The sequence below is a fragment of the Sphaerisporangium rhizosphaerae genome (assembly GCF_042665155.1).
GTDB lineage: Bacteria > Actinomycetota > Actinomycetes > Streptosporangiales > Streptosporangiaceae > Sphaerisporangium > Sphaerisporangium rhizosphaerae.
Window position 1 is genome coordinate 191,948 of record NZ_JBHTCG010000008.1, and the last position, 15,069, is coordinate 207,016.

The 15,069-nt window shown below is 71.1% G+C and carries 13 protein-coding genes; 8 read left to right on the forward strand and 5 right to left on the reverse strand.

Annotated elements, in window-relative coordinates; genetic code table 11:
* Nucleotides 1-130: 130 nt before the first annotated feature.
* Complete coding sequence (locus tag ACFQSB_RS14725; protein ID WP_380827134.1) at nucleotides 131-1,318, reverse strand: acetyl-CoA C-acetyltransferase; 1,188 nt, start codon at nucleotides 1,316-1,318, stop codon at nucleotides 131-133.
* A 188-nt stretch (nucleotides 1,319-1,506) separates the two neighbouring features.
* Between ACFQSB_RS14725 and mce the strand changes: the two genes are divergently transcribed.
* The 3 genes from mce (at nucleotide 1,507) to ACFQSB_RS14740 (ending at nucleotide 5,098) form a co-directional block, all read left to right on the forward strand.
* A complete protein-coding gene (gene mce / locus ACFQSB_RS14730) occupies nucleotides 1,507-1,935 on the forward strand; it encodes a methylmalonyl-CoA epimerase (protein ID WP_354841907.1) in 429 nt (142 codons plus the stop codon).
* Nucleotides 1,936-2,210: 275 nt separating this feature from the next.
* Complete coding sequence (locus tag ACFQSB_RS14735) at nucleotides 2,211-3,503, forward strand: DivIVA domain-containing protein (RefSeq protein WP_380826956.1); 1,293 nt, start codon at nucleotides 2,211-2,213, stop codon at nucleotides 3,501-3,503.
* Nucleotides 3,504-3,685: 182 nt separating this feature from the next.
* Complete coding sequence (locus tag ACFQSB_RS14740) at nucleotides 3,686-5,098, forward strand: AI-2E family transporter (RefSeq protein ID WP_380826958.1); 1,413 nt, start codon at nucleotides 3,686-3,688, stop codon at nucleotides 5,096-5,098.
* An 18-nt stretch (nucleotides 5,099-5,116) separates the two neighbouring features.
* On the opposite strand, the gene ACFQSB_RS14745 is transcribed toward ACFQSB_RS14740, so the two are convergent.
* The 4 genes from ACFQSB_RS14745 to ACFQSB_RS14760 all read right to left on the reverse strand — a co-directional run bounded on the left by ACFQSB_RS14745 (nucleotide 5,117) and on the right by ACFQSB_RS14760 (nucleotide 8,652).
* Nucleotides 5,117-5,875, reverse strand: a complete 759-nt coding sequence (locus tag ACFQSB_RS14745) for an SDR family NAD(P)-dependent oxidoreductase (protein ID WP_380826959.1) — start codon at nucleotides 5,873-5,875, stop codon at nucleotides 5,117-5,119.
* Between the two features lie 55 nt (nucleotides 5,876-5,930).
* Nucleotides 5,931-6,635, reverse strand: coding sequence for an alpha/beta hydrolase (locus ACFQSB_RS14750; protein WP_380826961.1), 705 nt, complete (start codon nucleotides 6,633-6,635; stop codon nucleotides 5,931-5,933).
* Nucleotides 6,636-6,813: 178 nt separating this feature from the next.
* Nucleotides 6,814-7,134, reverse strand: a complete 321-nt coding sequence (locus tag ACFQSB_RS14755) for an ATP/GTP-binding protein (RefSeq protein ID WP_380826963.1) — start codon at nucleotides 7,132-7,134, stop codon at nucleotides 6,814-6,816.
* A 36-nt stretch (nucleotides 7,135-7,170) separates the two neighbouring features.
* A complete protein-coding gene (locus tag ACFQSB_RS14760; protein WP_380826964.1) occupies nucleotides 7,171-8,652 on the reverse strand; it encodes a 3-hydroxyacyl-CoA dehydrogenase family protein in 1,482 nt (493 codons plus the stop codon).
* An 871-nt stretch (nucleotides 8,653-9,523) separates the two neighbouring features.
* Here ACFQSB_RS14760 and ACFQSB_RS14765 point away from each other — a divergent pair.
* From ACFQSB_RS14765 to ACFQSB_RS14785, 5 genes are all read left to right on the forward strand, one after another.
* Complete coding sequence (locus ACFQSB_RS14765) at nucleotides 9,524-10,600, forward strand: hypothetical protein (RefSeq protein ID WP_380826965.1); 1,077 nt, start codon at nucleotides 9,524-9,526, stop codon at nucleotides 10,598-10,600.
* Nucleotides 10,601-10,699: 99 nt separating this feature from the next.
* Nucleotides 10,700-11,359: an endonuclease NucS gene (nucS, locus tag ACFQSB_RS14770; protein ID WP_380826966.1), complete on the forward strand. Its 660-nt coding sequence runs from the start codon at nucleotides 10,700-10,702 to the stop codon at nucleotides 11,357-11,359.
* Nucleotides 11,360-11,983: 624 nt separating this feature from the next.
* Nucleotides 11,984-13,162: a glycosyltransferase family 4 protein gene (locus ACFQSB_RS14775; RefSeq protein WP_380826967.1), complete on the forward strand. Its 1,179-nt coding sequence runs from the start codon at nucleotides 11,984-11,986 to the stop codon at nucleotides 13,160-13,162.
* Nucleotides 13,163-13,304: 142 nt separating this feature from the next.
* Nucleotides 13,305-14,153 carry an ABC transporter ATP-binding protein gene (locus ACFQSB_RS14780; RefSeq protein WP_380826968.1) on the forward strand — a complete coding sequence of 283 codons (849 nt, stop codon included), beginning with the start codon at nucleotides 13,305-13,307 and terminating at the stop codon, nucleotides 14,151-14,153.
* Nucleotides 14,150-15,004: an ABC transporter permease gene (locus ACFQSB_RS14785; RefSeq protein ID WP_380826969.1), complete on the forward strand. Its 855-nt coding sequence runs from the start codon at nucleotides 14,150-14,152 to the stop codon at nucleotides 15,002-15,004. The genes ACFQSB_RS14780 and ACFQSB_RS14785 overlap by 4 nt, the downstream gene beginning before the upstream one ends.
* The last annotated feature ends 65 nt before the right edge of the window (nucleotides 15,005-15,069 follow it).

Here is a 15,069-nt window from a genome sequence, read left to right on the forward strand (position 1 = left end):
AAGACACCTTAAAGATGGCCCATCTCTCAAGCGGCCGGGGTCATCGAGAACCGCCGAAACCTCGGGCGGCGACGGGACGGACGGCCCACGCCTGCGCGGGCCGCCGATCGACGTCCGCGTCCGCGGGAGGTCAGGAGGCGGGGACGGTGATGATCAGCGCGTCGCCCTGGCCGCCGCCGCCGCACAGGCCGGCCGCGCCCGTGCCGCCGCCGCGACGGCGCAGCTCGTGGGCGAGGGCCAGCACGATGCGCGCGCCCGAGGCGCCGATGGGGTGGCCCAGCGCGATGCCGCCGCCGTTGACGTTCACCTTGTCCTCGGCCACGCCGAGCTCCTTGGACGACTGGAGCACGACCGCCGCGAACGCCTCGTTGATCTCGATGAGGTCGAGGTCGTCCACGGTCAGCCCCTGCTTGCCCAGGGCGTGGCGGATCGCGTTGGCCGGCTGCGACTGCAGCGAGTTGTCGGGGCCGGCGACGTTGCCGTGCGCGCCGATCTCGGCCAGCCAGGTCAGGCCCAGCTCCTCGGCCTTGGCCCGGGACATCACCACGACCGCGCAGGCGCCGTCGGAGATCTGGGACGCCGAGCCGGCCGTGATCGTGCCGTCCTTGGTGAACGCGGGCCGCAGCCGCGCCAGTGTCTCCACGGTGGTGTCGCCGCGCACGCCCTCGTCGGCGGAGACGACCAGGGGGTCGCCCTTGCGCTGGGGCAGGGTCACCGGGACGATCTCGTCGTCGAACGTGCCGTCCTTGGCGGCGGCCGCCGCGAGCTGGTGGGAGCGCGCCGAGAAGGCGTCCTGCTCCTCGCGCCCGATGCCGAGGCGGGTGTTGTGCCGCTCGGTGGACTCCCCCATCGACACCTGGTCGAAGACATCCCTGAGCCCGTCGAACGCCATCGCGTCGACGATGTCGGCCCCGCCGTACTTGACGCCCTTGCGCAGGCCGGGGAGCAGGTGCGGGGCGTTGGTCATCGACTCCATGCCGCCGGCCACCACGATGTCGAACTCGCCGGCCCGGATGAGCTGGTCGGCCAGCGCGATGGCGTCCAGGCCGGACAGGCACACCTTGTTGATCGTCAGTGACGGCACGCTCATCGGGATGCCGGCCTTCACCGCCGCCTGGCGCGAGGGGATCTGGCCGGCCCCCGCCTGCAGCACCTGGCCCATGATCACGTACTGGACCTGCTCGGGCGCCACGCCGGAACGCTCCAGGGCCGCCTTGATCGCCAGGCCGCCCAGCTCGACGGCGGACAGACCGGACAGGGAACCGAGCAGGCGGCCGATGGGCGTGCGGGCCCCCGCGACGATGACCGATCGCGGCATGCCGGGCGGGGTGGCGGGAGAACGGGACACCAGGGCCTCCATGATGGGGTCGTCGGCGACTTTGCCACCATACCTACGACGCACCACCCGCCCCCAAGGCAGGTCTCTCGGAGCGCGCGCCGCGCGGCTCGCGAGAGACCCGCCGGGCATTCCGGCTTTCGCGGCCGGTCACGGACGGAGGACACGCAATGCTGCTGAGAATCGACCACGTGGGCATAGCCTGCGAGAATCTCGAGGAGAAGATCGCGTTCTACGAGTCGGCCTTCGGCGTGACCGTGGTCGCCCGGGAGGTCAACGAGGAGCAGGGGGTGAAAGAGGCCATGTTGCACGTGGCGGACGGCGAGGGCGGGGGGTCCTACATCCAGCTGCTCGAACCGCTGCACGCCGGGACGCCGGTCGGCAAGTTCCTGGCCAAGCGGGGTGAGGGCATCCATCATGTCGCCTATGGTGTGAGCGATGTCACCGCCGCACTGGAGGCCATCGGCGCCACGGGGGTGCGTTTGATCGACCTGCACCCGCGGCACGGCGCAATGGGCACGTCAATCGCGTTTCTTCATCCGAAAGATGTGGGAGGAGTCTTGACAGAGCTGGTCGAGTCCCCTCCTCGTCCGTCCTAGCTGACGAAACTTAACAATGGCTTATTCGTAACAAGTCGCGCAGAAAGTCGGACGGGACCTCCAATTCGGCAACACCGGAGTACGCTGGCCTACCATCCGGTACGTGGACCCGCCGTGGACGGGCGAGCCGGGCACGAGGACATCAGGGGCGAGCGGCAGCGCGCCCCTGCGAGCGAGTGCCTGGGCGCGCGCGCCCGCCGGCACCGGCCCCCGCATCGGATGTCCGCCCCCCGTCCGGCCCGTGTAGCCGTCTCGACAACCCAGGATCGAGCCTCATGCAGTCCGACATCGACGCCCAGCTGAACAATTTCTTTGAAGACGCCCCCACGCGGGAATTCGACGTGGTTCTCCGTGGCTACGACCGGCACCAGGTTCACGACCACCTCAAGCAGCTCGACACCGACCTGCGGCAGACTCGTGAGCAGCTCTCCGCCTTGCAACGGGAGCTGTCCGACTCCCAGCGGCAGCTGCAGGAGCAGGAGCGCCCGACCTACTCCGGTCTCGGTGCCCGCATCGAGCAGTTGCTGCGTCTCGCGGAGGAGCAGGCCACCGAGCTCGTCCAGGCCGCGCGGGCCGAGGCCAACGAGATCAAGGCCGCGGCGAAGGTGGACGCGGCGGACGTCCGGGCGGCGGCCGAGCACGAGGCCGCCGAGAAGCGCGCGCTGGCCACCCGTGAGACCGACGAGATGCGCACCATGGCCGAGCGGGAGGCCGAGGAGATCCGCTCGACCGCCAAGCGCGAGGCCGACGAGCTGACCTCGACCACCGAGCGCGAGGTCTCCAAGCTCCGCGCCACGGCCGACCACGAGGTCGCCGAGAAGCGCGCGGACGCCGAGCGCGAGATCGCCAAGCTGCGCACCACCACCGAGCGCGAGGTCGCCCAGCTGCGCGCCTCCACCAAGCGCGAGCGCGACGAGGTGCTCACCACGGCCAAGCGCCAGGCCGACGAGATGCGGGCGCAGGCCCAGCGCGTCCTGGAGGAGTCCGAGGCCAAGCGCGCCCAGGACGAGGCCGAGTTCGAGATCCAGCTCGCCGCCCGCCGCGAGGAGGCCGAGCGGCTGGAGGCCGAGCGTCACGCCACCGCCCAGGCCAACACCCAGAAGATGGTGGCCGAGGCCGAGCAGCGGGCCGCCACCGCCGAGCAGCGCGCCAGCAAGGCCACCCAGCAGGCCGAGCAGACCCGCCGCGAGGCCGACACCCACGCCAAGCAGCTGCTCGCCAACGCGCGCAAGAACGCCGACCAGATGGTCGCCGACGCCAAGGCCAGCGCCGACTCCATCGTGTCTGAGGCCAAGTCCGAGGCCGAGCGCAACCGGACCGTCGCCCAGCGCCAGGTGGACGAGCTGACCCGCCAGCGCGACAGCATCACCAGCCACCTCGCCCAGCTCCGCCAGCTCCTCGGCGGCGCCGCCCTGCCGGGCATGGACGAGGCCCCGGCGGTCGCGGCCCCCGCGCCCAAGCCGGCGCTGGCGGCCACGCCTTCGGTGAGCGAGAAGCCGAGCCCGGCCCCAGCTCCTCAGCGCGCCGCGGCCCCGGCCGAGGACGACTCCGAGTGGTGGCAGGAGTAACCAGCCCACCTGGCCGAGACCGGCGGTCCGGGTAAGGCGCCCGAGTCCGCCGAGCGGGGCGAGGCCGGCGAAGGGGATGCAGGACGGTACGGGAGAGCCTGGCGATCACGGGTCGCTAGGCTCTCCTTTGTTGTCCGCCCGTTTCCACGACCCCGACTTCCCCCGACGGCGAGGAGCAGACCGTGCGTGACCTTCCTCCGGACGCGAGGTCGGCGTCCGATGTTCCAGGGAGGGCCCAGGGCGCGCGTGACGCCCGTGCCGACGCCTCGGAGGTGACCGACATCATGCCCGCGGCGGCGCCGTCCGGCGGCCGCAGGGGACGGTCCGCGCAGAGCATGGCGTCCCCGGGACGCGAGTACGCCCCGCCACGCCGCACGGCGTCCCCCTCGCCCGAGTCGGTTCCCGCGCGCGAGTCGTCCTCCACGCGCGAAGGGGCGTCCGGGCGGGGCATGGGGTCGCCGGGGCGGGTCGTGGCGTCGCCCGGGCGTCGGGGACGCGAGATGGCCGCCGCCGACGGCGCGGACGACGGCATGACGGGGCCCGACCTGCCGTTCGGCGCGCCGGGCAAGCCGCTCACCCGGGGCCCGTTCCTGTGGGGCCTGACGGCGGCGCTGGGCGTGCTCACGGCCTGGGGGCTGGCGCAGGCGCTGGTCAGCTCGCGCAGCGTGATCGTGCTGATCGTGGTGGCGGCGTTCCTGGCGGTGGGGCTGAACCCCGTCGTGGAGGCGCTGCAACGGCGCGGCATGCACCGGCGCTGGGCCATCTCGCTGGTGTTCCTCGGCGTGATCGTACTGTTCGCGCTCTTCGGCCTGGCGATCGTCCCGCCGGTCAGCCAGGAGACCAGCGACTTCGTCGGCGCCGTGCCCGGGTACGTGCAGGGCCTGCTGGCCAACCCGACGATCAAGCAACTCGACGCCGACTACCAGATCCTCGCCAACCTGCAGAGCTACATCACCAGCGGAGGTCTCGGCGCGACCGTGGCCGGCGGCATCCTGGGCGCGGGTGCGGTCGTGCTGGACGCGTTCTTCTCCGGCTTCACCCTGCTGGTGCTGACGCTCTACTTCCTCGGGTCGCTGCCGACGATCAAGGAGTACCTGCTCCTGCTGGTGCCGTCGAGCCGCCGCCCCCGCACGCGGGCCATCGGCGATGAGATCCTCGACGGCATCGGCGGGTACGTCGCGGGCAACGTGCTGATCTCGGTGATCGCGGGCGGGCTGTCGTGGCTGTTCCTGACGGTCGCCGGGGCCAAGTACGCGCTGGCGCTCGCGCTGGTCGTCGCCGTGACCGACCTGATCCCGCTGGTCGGCGCGACGGTGGGCGCGGTGCTGGTGTCGGCGGTCGGGTTCCTGCAGTCCGCTCCGCTGGGCATCGCCTGCGTGATCTTCTTCGTGGTCTACCAGCAGGTCGAGAACTACGTCATCTACCCGCGCGTGATGAGCCGCTCGGTCGACGTGGCGCCGGCGGTGTCGGTGATCGCCGCCCTGTTCGGGGGCGCGCTGCTCGGCGCGGTGGGCGCACTGCTGGCGATCCCGGTGGCGGCCGCGGTGGCCCTGATCATCAGGGAGGTCGTCCTCCCCCGCCAGGCCCGGTTGTAGCGGCCGCCCCTGGACGGCTCAGGCGGTGGTGAGCCCGCCGTCGACGAAGAGCGCCTGCCCGGTCATGTAGGAGGAGGCGGGCGCGGCGAGGAACAGGGCAGGGCCGGCCATCTCCTCCGGCGTGCCCCAGCGGGCCATGGGGACGTTCGCCACCATGGCCCGCCCGGCGTTCTCGTCCTCGCGGAGGCTGCGGTTGAGGTCGGTGGCCGTCCAGCCCGGGCACAGGGCGTTGACCCGCACCCCGCTGCCGGCCCATTCCAGCGCCAGGGTCCTGGTGAGCCCCACCAGTCCGGCCTTGGCCGCGGCGTACGGGGCCATGAACGGGGCGCCCTGGGCGGCGATGGACGCCACGTTGATCACCGAGCCGCTCCCGCGCTCCAGCAGGTGCGGCGCGACGGCGTGGCACACCGCCATCGCCGAGTCCAGGTTGAGCTTCATGATCTTGTCCCAGCCGGACAGCCGCAGGTCCTTGAACGGGACGATGAAGTTGGAGCCGCCGGCGTTGTTCACCACGATGTCCAGGTGGCCGAACGCCTGGAGCGCCTGCCGCACGGCCGCCGCGGCGGCGTCCCGGTCGGACAGGTCGGCCGGGATGACGTGCGCCGACCGTCCCAGCGCCTCGACCTCCTTGGCGACCTGGGCCAGGGGCTCGGGCGAGCGCGCGACCAGGACCAGGTCGGCGCCCGCCTCGGCGTAGGCCAGGGCGATCGCCCTGCCGATGCCCCGCGACGCCCCGGTCACGAACGCCTTCTGTCCTGATAGATCGAACGCCTGCACGACAGCCTCCTCTGCTCGAACCGAACAAGATTCTATGGGGCGGGCGCGCCCGGCGTCACACCTCGGTCGGCAGCGGGAAGGCCGAGGGGTTGACCCGCTTGACGATCTCGTCCAGCACGATGCGCACGTACGGCTCGCCGACCCAGAGGTGCTTGGCCCCCTCCACGCCGACCACCTCGGCCTGCGGGACGGCCGCGAAGCGCCGGCGGGCCTCCTCCGGGCGCAGGTAGTCGTCGAACTCCGGCACCAGCGCGACCAGGGGACGGCCGAACTCCGCCCACGCCGCGAGGTCGGCGTCGCCGGCCCGCTTGAGCGGCGGCGACAGCAGGATCGCACCCTGGACCAGCGGGTCGTGGCCCCACTTGAGCGCCAGTTCGGTGCCGAACGACCAGCCGAGCAGCCAGGGAGCGGGCAGGTCGTGGAACTCGGCGTACTCCAGCGCGGCGGCCACGTCGTACCGCTCGCCCTCGCCCTCGTCGAACGCGCCCTCCGACGTGCCGCGCGCGGAGGAGGTCCCCCGGGTGTTGAAGCGCAGCACGGCGACACCGGCCAGCGCGGGCAGCCGGTAGGAGGCCTTGCGCAGCACGTGGCTGTCCATCATGCCCTCGGCCGTCGGGAGCGGGTGCAGGCAGATGAGCGTGGCCGCGGGACGCCCCTCGGGGGGTAGCGCCAGCTCCCCCACCAGGGTCAGGCCGTCGGCCGTGTGCAGTTCGATGTCCTCCCGCACGGCGGGCAGCACCGTCGACGAGCGGATCTCCAATGCGTACTCCTCAGGTAGCGGTCGGGAGGCCGACCGGGCGGGCGACGGGCGATGCATCTCCGCCGGGGCGGTGACGGGCGGGACATGTCAGGCGGTGCGGGACGGACGGGGCGTGACGGACGGGGCGTGACGGACGGGGCGTCTCAGGCGGCGCGGGGGCCGGGAAGACGGGGCAGGCTCAGTAGCGGGAGCGGCCGGGGCCGCGGTCCACGCGCTTGCGCCAGCAGGCGGTGTGCCAGTGGCGGCGCTCCCCCTCTCCGCCGCTCCAGTTGGGCCAGCTCACCACGTGGGGCAGCCCCGCGCGGATCTCCTGGTCGCACCCCGGGCAGCGGTACATCTTGTCAGAGCCCGCGCCGGAGACGTTGCGGACCTTCCACTCCCCGTCAGGTCCCTCCTCCACCCGCTCCATGCCGCGCAGGACTCCGTCGAGCGGGCGCGGCGCGACGGAGCCGCGACCCTTGTCTCTCGGGTCGGGACGGCGGGCGCGGCGGGGGCTCATATCGGCACGAACGTCGGTGTGGCGGGTGTTCTTCCGTCACCGGCCCCGGATGCTCGTCACACCGGCGGTCACCAGGCGGTCGAGCAGGGGCGTCGGCGCGAAGAACGGCTCGCGGTACTCGGCGTACAGCGCCCGCAGGCCGTCGCGTACCGTGCCGAGGCCGATGGCGTCGAGGGTCTCGAACGGCCCGGCCGGGTAGCCGCAGCCCAGGCGCATGGCGGTGTCGATGTCCTCGATGGAGGCGTAGCCGGAGTCGTACATCCGGACGGCGTCGTTGAGGTAGGGGTAGAGCAGCGCGTCGACCACGAACCCGGCGCGGTCGGCGCAGGGCACCGGGGTGCGCCCGAGCGCCTCCATCAGGCCGGCGACGGCGCGCGCCGTCTCGGGGGCGGTGAGCGCCGTCGAGACCACCTCGGCCACCCGGTCGCCCACCAGGTGGAGCCCCGCCAGGCGCTCGGGACGCGGCAGCCGCGCGGCGTGCTCGACGACCGGGGTGCCGGACAGCGCGATCACCACGTCGGCGTCCTCCGCCTCGGCGTGCTTGACGCCCGCGGCCGCGAGCCGGGCGGCCAGATCCCCCGCGCCGTCGCCGAGCACGTGGACCGACCCGACCGCCGGCCCTGCCGGCCCTGCCGGCGCGGAGGCGGGAGGCCGGGGTGCGCCGGCGTGGTCGTGGAAGCCCCGGCCGCTCTTGCGCCCGAGCAACCCGGCGGTCACCAGCTCCCTGAGCAGGGGGGCGGGGGCGTGCACCCGGTCGCGCGTCTCCTGGAACAGCACCTCGCAGATCTCGTGGGAGACGTCCAGGCCGATCAGGTCGAGCAGCGTGAACGGGCCCATCGGCAGGCCGGCCCCGGTCTTCATGGCCGTGTCGATGTCGTCCTTGGCCGCCACTCCGCGCTCCAGCAGCGTGACGGCGTGGTTGAGGTAGCCGAGCAGCAGCCGGTTGACCACGAACCCGGCCCGGTCGCCCACGGTGACCGGCGTCTTGCCGACGCGCCGCGCGAGCTCCGCGACGTCCGCGGTCAGCCCGTCCTCGGTGACCACCGTGCCGACGACCTCGACCAGCCGCATGACCGGGGCCGGGTTGAAGAAGTGCATGCCGACGACCTGGCCCGGCCGGGAGGTGAACGCGGCGATCGCGGTGACCGACAGCGAGGAGGTGTTGGTGGCCAGGACGGCGTCGGGCCGGCAGACGCGGTCGAGGTCCGCGAACAGGGCGCGCTTGTAGTCCATCACCTCGGGGATGGCCTCGACGACCAGGTCGGCGTCGCGCAGGTCCGCGAGGGCGCCGGTGAAGCCGACCCTGGCGAGGATGTCGTCGCGCTCCCCGGGGGTCATCCTGCCGCGGGCGACGGCCCGCTCGGTGGACCGCCGGAGGTTGTCCCGGCCGCGCTCGAGCGCCGCGGCGTCCACCTCCACGCCGATCACGCTCAGCCCGGCCCGGGCGAAGACCTCGGCGATGCCCGCGCCCATGGTGCCGAGACCGACGACGCCGACGGTGTGGAACGTGCGTGCCATCCTGCCCTCCTGCCGTCCCTGTTCTGGCCGCAAGTCTCCCAGAGGCGTCCCCTCTCCCGTCCGACGGCCCCAAGGGGCGCCTCCGGGAGCCGGGCGGGCGGCTCTTCGCCGTCATCGGTCTCGCCGGCGGCTGCCGGCTCTCCCATCCGGTCACCGAGCACCGGTGTGCCCGGCCGGCCAAATCGGTGAGAACTGGAATGAAACACTGCCCCTGCGGCGAGAGATTCTCCGCAAACTCGGCCACCAAGAAACTCGCCGATGGCTCGCCAAGGCACTACCAGTACCACATATGCCGATCCGCCCCGAGGGCAGGCAGGTGCCAATATGCAAAGTCCTGGGAGCGGGACTTCTTGCAGATGCTTCTGGAGGACGTCTTCCTAGGGACGGTGGGCGAGTTTGAGATCACAACCAAGACCTTCATCCCTGCCGGCGACCGCTCCTCCGACATCAAGGAACCGCGGGAGGCCCTGGACGACCTGATCAGCGGATGGGGGCGGGTTGTAGTGCGCCAGGGGTGGGGGTCGACGGGGGGTGTATTTGATCTGGGGGATTAATGTGATTTACCGGCTTGGTTTTATGAGGGAAATCAGAGGCGGGGGTGGTTTGACTGGTGTTCAGGGGCTGATGGGGGTGGGGTCATGAGGTCCTGGGTTGTGAATTTTCGGGGCCTGCGGCCTTTGCTGGTCGAGGGCCGGGGTGAGTGTTATGGTTCGGAAGGCGCCGGGGGATCCTTGGTCGAGTCGGGGCCATATTCGTGATTTCGGGCCGCTCACGCCCGGGGTGTGATTCGCGTGAGAGCCCGCGGCCATTTCTTCATCCTGGGTTATTCGGCTGCCTGGAAACGGGCCGTCCCCCTCATTGGAGCGTTGCAATGCCCAACGGCAAGATCTTCATGACTCCCGGCGTCCTGCGCGATCTCACGACCGGGAACACCTACGACATCCCGGCCGGACTGCGAGACCTCTCCCCCGTCAACACGCTCGTGACCTACACGCTCGCCTCGGCCAGTGATGTCGGCAGCATCACGCCAGGTGTGGCGGGCACGGTCGTCAAGGGGTGCGGCGTCGACGAGACCGGGCAGGTCATCCCCTTCTCCGCAGCGCTGCGCGGTGCCTACCCGGAGGGCACGCGGCTCCGGCTCTACGGCACCCTCGACGAGGTGGGGGCCGTGGACGCCCTCAAACTCGTCATCGGCGACCAGGACCGCCGGGTCGACGTCGTGGAGCCGGCGCGGAGCGCCCCCGTGCGGTTGTCGGAGATCGGCGTGTCGATCGAGCAGGACTGCATGGACAAGACGGGTGACGCGCCGGGCCAGCAGTACTACCACGTCGGAGCCGGGACGGCGTGGACGACGCGGATTCACACCTGTACCGCGCTGGCCATGTGGAGCCGCACGGCGCGGATCTCCTACCTGTCGCACGCCGATGCGGGCACGTCCTCGCAGACGATCGCGCAGCACATGACGGCTTTCCTCACGCAGGCGACCGCGGCCGGGGCCGACCTCACCGCGAACGGCGAGCTGAGCGTCGTCCTGTTCACCGCATCGGACTCCCTGAGAACGATGATCGCCTCGCTCCGCAAGGTCGTCAACGCGCTGGACCACCTCGCCGCCGCGCACACCCGGGCCGTCTACACCTCGGCCACGTGCCACATCACCGGTCCCGACGACGCCATCGTGGTCTCGGCGGACGCGCCCCCCAAGGTGCTCCTCCACCACGAGGACTACTTGACCTACCTGATGGACCGCTACAGGGCGCGTGGCGAGCAGGCCACCCGGGCCTTCCTCGCCGGCGCGCTGAGCACGGCCGACAAGCAGCCCGGGCTGGAGAGCACGGCGGGCCGCACGGCGGACAGGGCCAGGGAGCGCAACGACAGGGAGCTTTACGTGCTCCTGGCCTCGCTGGTCGGCTTCGACAAGCAGACGGCGCTCAAAGCCTGGGGGTGGTGACCCTGGCACGCGGATGTCCGCGGCGGCGCGGGGACGGCGCCCCCATCGCCGCCAACCTATTGATGCCCTGCTGGATCGCATGAGGGCTAGGCTTTCCCCATGCGTCTCGTCGTCGCTCGATGCTCTGTGGACTACATAGGCCGCCTGTCAGCGCATTTGCCCATGGCGAACCGTTTGGTGATCTTGAAAGCGGACGGTTCGGTGTCGATCCATGCCGACGACCGGGCGTTCAAGCCGCTCAACTGGATGAACCCTCCGTGCAAGCTGCGCGAGGAGGAGGGGCTGTGGACGGTCACCCACGGTAAGACCGGCGAGCAGCTCGTCCTGACGATCGAGGAGATCCTGCACGACTCCTCGCACGAGCTGGGCGTCGATCCCGGCCTGCGGAAGGACGGCGTCGAGGCTCACCTGCAGGAGCTGCTGGCCGACAACATCGCCACGCTCGGCTCCGGCTGGACGCTGGTCCGCCGGGAGTACCCGACGGCCATCGGGCCGGTGGACATCCTGTGCCGCGACCATCTGGGCGGCACCGTCGCCGTCGAGATCAAGCGGCGTGGCGAGATCGACGGCGTCGAGCAGCTCACCCGCTATCTGGAGCTGCTCAACCGCGACACCCTGCTGGCGCCGGTGAAGGGCATCTTCGCCGCCCAGGAGATCAGGCCGCAGGCCAGAGTGCTGGCCGTCGACCGCGGCATCGACTGCGTCACTCTCGACTACGACGCCCTGCGCGGCATCGAGCGCACCGACACCCTTTTCTGACCCGCGCCGTTCGTCACCGCCGGTCGCGTCCGGGCGGAGCCATGCCCTGTTCCGGTCGCGCCCGACCGGACGGAACTAAACCCCAAATCTGTACATATATCGCGAAACCCGTCATTCGCCCAGAACGCCGCCATTTATCGGGACAGTTCATAGAAGGAATGGCGCAGAACGACCAGTCCCCTCCTCCACATCCCGCCCGGCCTTGCCAGAGGTCCGCACCGCAAGGCCGTTCACCTTCACAGAACCGGACACCGCACCCCATGCCGCCCCTGTGGCCATACGTTCCGCTATCGGTGCATTACTCCGTGAATTACCTGTGAACCAGATGCAACGGAAGCACCCCTTGAGAGCGTCTAGATCATGCGAGTGAGGGCAAGGTAAGGGCCGCGCTAACGCAATCCTTACCTTCCACGGGGTAGTTCATTATTCTCACCCGCGGTCACGGATGCTTCCCGGCCGAGATGGCACATGGGATACGAGGGGCATGTCCATGACCGCACGATTTGAGGGGTCTTCGGGGTGTTGACGAGGGGACGCAAGGCCGTCGCACGTGGGGCGGTGAAGCTGCTCGACCTGGTGAACGCGCGGCGGGCGCGGAAGGCTCCGCCACGGAGCACTCGATCGGTGCACATCCTGCTTCTGCACGCCTACGGGATGGGCGGCACGATCCGCACCGTGCTCAACCTGGCCGCCTACCTGGCGCGCGAGCACGACGTGGAGATCGTCAGCCTGACCCGCACCAACGAGGAGCCGTTCTTCCCGATGCCGCCCGGTGTGCGGCTGCGCTTCCTGGACGACCGCATCGCCCCCCGAGGACGGCTCGCCGAGTTCCTCGCCCGGCGTCCGAGCAGGTTGGTCCCCGAGGAGGAGAAGGCCTACCTCAACATGAGCCTTCTGACCGATCTGCGGCTGGCCCGCTACCTGCGCTCGCTGCGGGGCGGGGTGGTCATCGGCACGCGGCCGGCCTTCAACCTGGCCATGGGCCTGTTCGCGCCGCCGGAGGTGCTCACCATCGGCCAGGAACACGTCACCCTGGAGTCGCACGGCCCGCAGCTCCAGACCCAGATCAAGAGGCGCTACGGCAGGCTCGACGCCTTCACCACGCTCACCAGGGCCGATCTGAAGGAGTACACCAGGTTACTGAAGGGGAACCCGCCCGGGCGTCTGCTGCGCATCCCCAACGCCATCCCCGACCTGGCCGGCGAGGAGTCGTCCCTGGAGGAGAAGGTGGTCGTCGGCATCGGCCGCGTCGTGTGGGCCAAGGGCTTCGACCGCCTGGTCAACGCCTGGAAGAGCGTCGCCGAGACCCACCCCGACTGGGTGCTGCGCATCTACGGCGGCGGCACCCCCGAACGCGAGGAGAAGCTGCGCGACCGCATCGACGCGGCGGGGCTGTCGGACAAGGTCTTCCTCATGGGCAGCACCCCCGAGATCGGCGTCGAGCTGTCCAAGGCGTCGATCTACGCCGTCAGCTCCCGCTACGAGGGCTTCGGCATGACCATCCTGGAAGCGATGAGCAAGGGCGTGCCGGTGGTCAGCTTCAACTGCCCGCACGGCCCCAAGGAGATCATCACCGACGGCCACGACGGGCTTCTCGTCCGGTCCAAGAAGGCCGCCGCGCTGGCGGCCGGCATCTGCCGCCTGATCGAGGACGAGGAACTGCGGCGCGAGATGGGCGCCAACGCGCTGAAGACCGCCGCGTCCTACGACATGGAGGTGATCGGCGCCCAGTGGACGGCCCTGCTGGCCGAGCTGGACGAGCGCCGGCCGCAGCCCGAGTGCTCGCTCGGCACGCCGGTCTGACCCCGCCCTGACGCCCCGGAACCGGCCCCGCGGGCGCCGGCGTAGCGCACCGGCGTAGCGCGGCGGTGTCCACCGAACGGAGGACACGGGGTCGGTTGTCCGGTGGTGCCGCGCGGGGTCCGGACGGACGATGCTCGAGGGCATGACGCAGACAGCTGTGAGGGTCCGCGGGCTGACCAAGCGCTACGGCGAGGTCCGGGCGGTGGACGGCATCGACCTGGACATCGCCGCGGGAGAGGTGTTCGCCATCCTCGGCCCGAACGGCGCGGGCAAGTCCACCACGGTCGAGATCCTGGAGGGGTACCGCAAGCGGGACGCGGGCGAGGTCGCCGTGCTCGGCGCCGACCCCGGCCATCCCACCCGGCAGTGGCGGAGCCGGGTCGGCATCGTCCTGCAGACCTCCAACGACACCGCCGAGCTGACGGTGCGCGAGACCGTCCGCCACTTCGCCGGCTACTACCCCGGCGCCCGGGACCCCGACGAGGTGATCGCCCGGGTCGGGCTGGCGGAGCAGGCCGGCAAGCGCATCAGGCAGCTCTCCGGCGGCCAGCGGCGCCGCGTCGACGTGGCGCTCGGCGTCGTCGGCCGCCCGGAGCTGCTGTTCCTCGACGAGCCGACGACCGGCTTCGACCCCGAGGCGCGGCGCACGTTCTGGGAGCTGATCGAGGACCTGGCCCGCGACGGCACGACGATCGTGCTGACCACCCACTATCTGGACGAGGCCGAGGCGCTGGCCGACCGGGTGGCGGTGATCGCCAGGGGCCGCATCGTGGCGCAGGACCGCCCCTCCACCCTCGGCGGCCGGGCCGCCGCCCGCGCGACGGTGGGCTGGCTGGAGGACGGCGAGCGCCGGCACCTGGAGACCGGCACACCGACCGCGACCATTCTGGAGCTCACCGGCCGGTTCGGCGGCGAGGTCCCCGAGCTGACCGTGACCCGACCGTCCCTGGAGGACGTCTACATGAACCTCATCGCGGAGACGGCCCGATGACCGACGCCGTCACCGCCCCCGCCGCGGCCGCTCCCCCGGCCGCACCGCCCCGCCTGCCCTCGGCGCTCGCGCTCGGCTGGTCCAGGGCCGGCGTGGAGACCCGGATGTTCTTCCGCGAGAGGGACGCCGTCGTCTTCACCTTCGCCTTCCCGATCGTGCTGCTGGCGATCTTCGGCTCCATCTTCTCCGACCGGCTCGGGGGCACCTCCATCACCGCCTCCCAGCTCTACACCGCGGGGCTCATCGGCGCGGGGGTCATGGCCGCGAGCTTCCAGAACCTCGGCATCGGCATCGCCGTCGACCGCGACGACGGCACGCTGAAGCGCCTGTCCGGCACTCCCATCCCGCACAGCGCCTACTTCGTCGGCAAGATCCTGCAGGTGCTCCTGGTGGCCTTCCTGGAGGTCGCGATCCTGCTGGCCATCGGCGTGGCCGCCTACGACGTGCGCCTGCCCTCCGACCCGGTCCGCTGGGCGACCTTCGCCTGGGTCTTCGTGCTCGGCATCACCGCCTCCTCGCTGCTCGGCATCGCGGTCAGCGGCCTGCCGCGCTCGGCCCGCAGCGCCTCGGCGGTGATCAGCCTGCCGTTCGTGGTGCTGCAGTTCATCTCAGGGGTCTACATCCCCTTCACCCAGCTACCGCAGTGGCTGGTCGGAATCTCCTCCTTCTTCCCGCTGAAATGGATGTGCCAGGGCTTCAGATCGGTCTTCCTGGGCGATTCGGGGGCCGCCCTGGAGATCACGGGCACCTACGAACTGGACCGCGTGGCCATGGTCCTGGCAGCGTGGGTCGTCGGAGGTCTTGCCCTGTGCCTGATGACGTTCCGCTGGAAGAGCCGCCGCGACGGATGACGCGACGGACTCTCACCGGCCTTCTCCCCACCCGCCCGGGCGGCCCGCCCCCTGACCGCCTCACG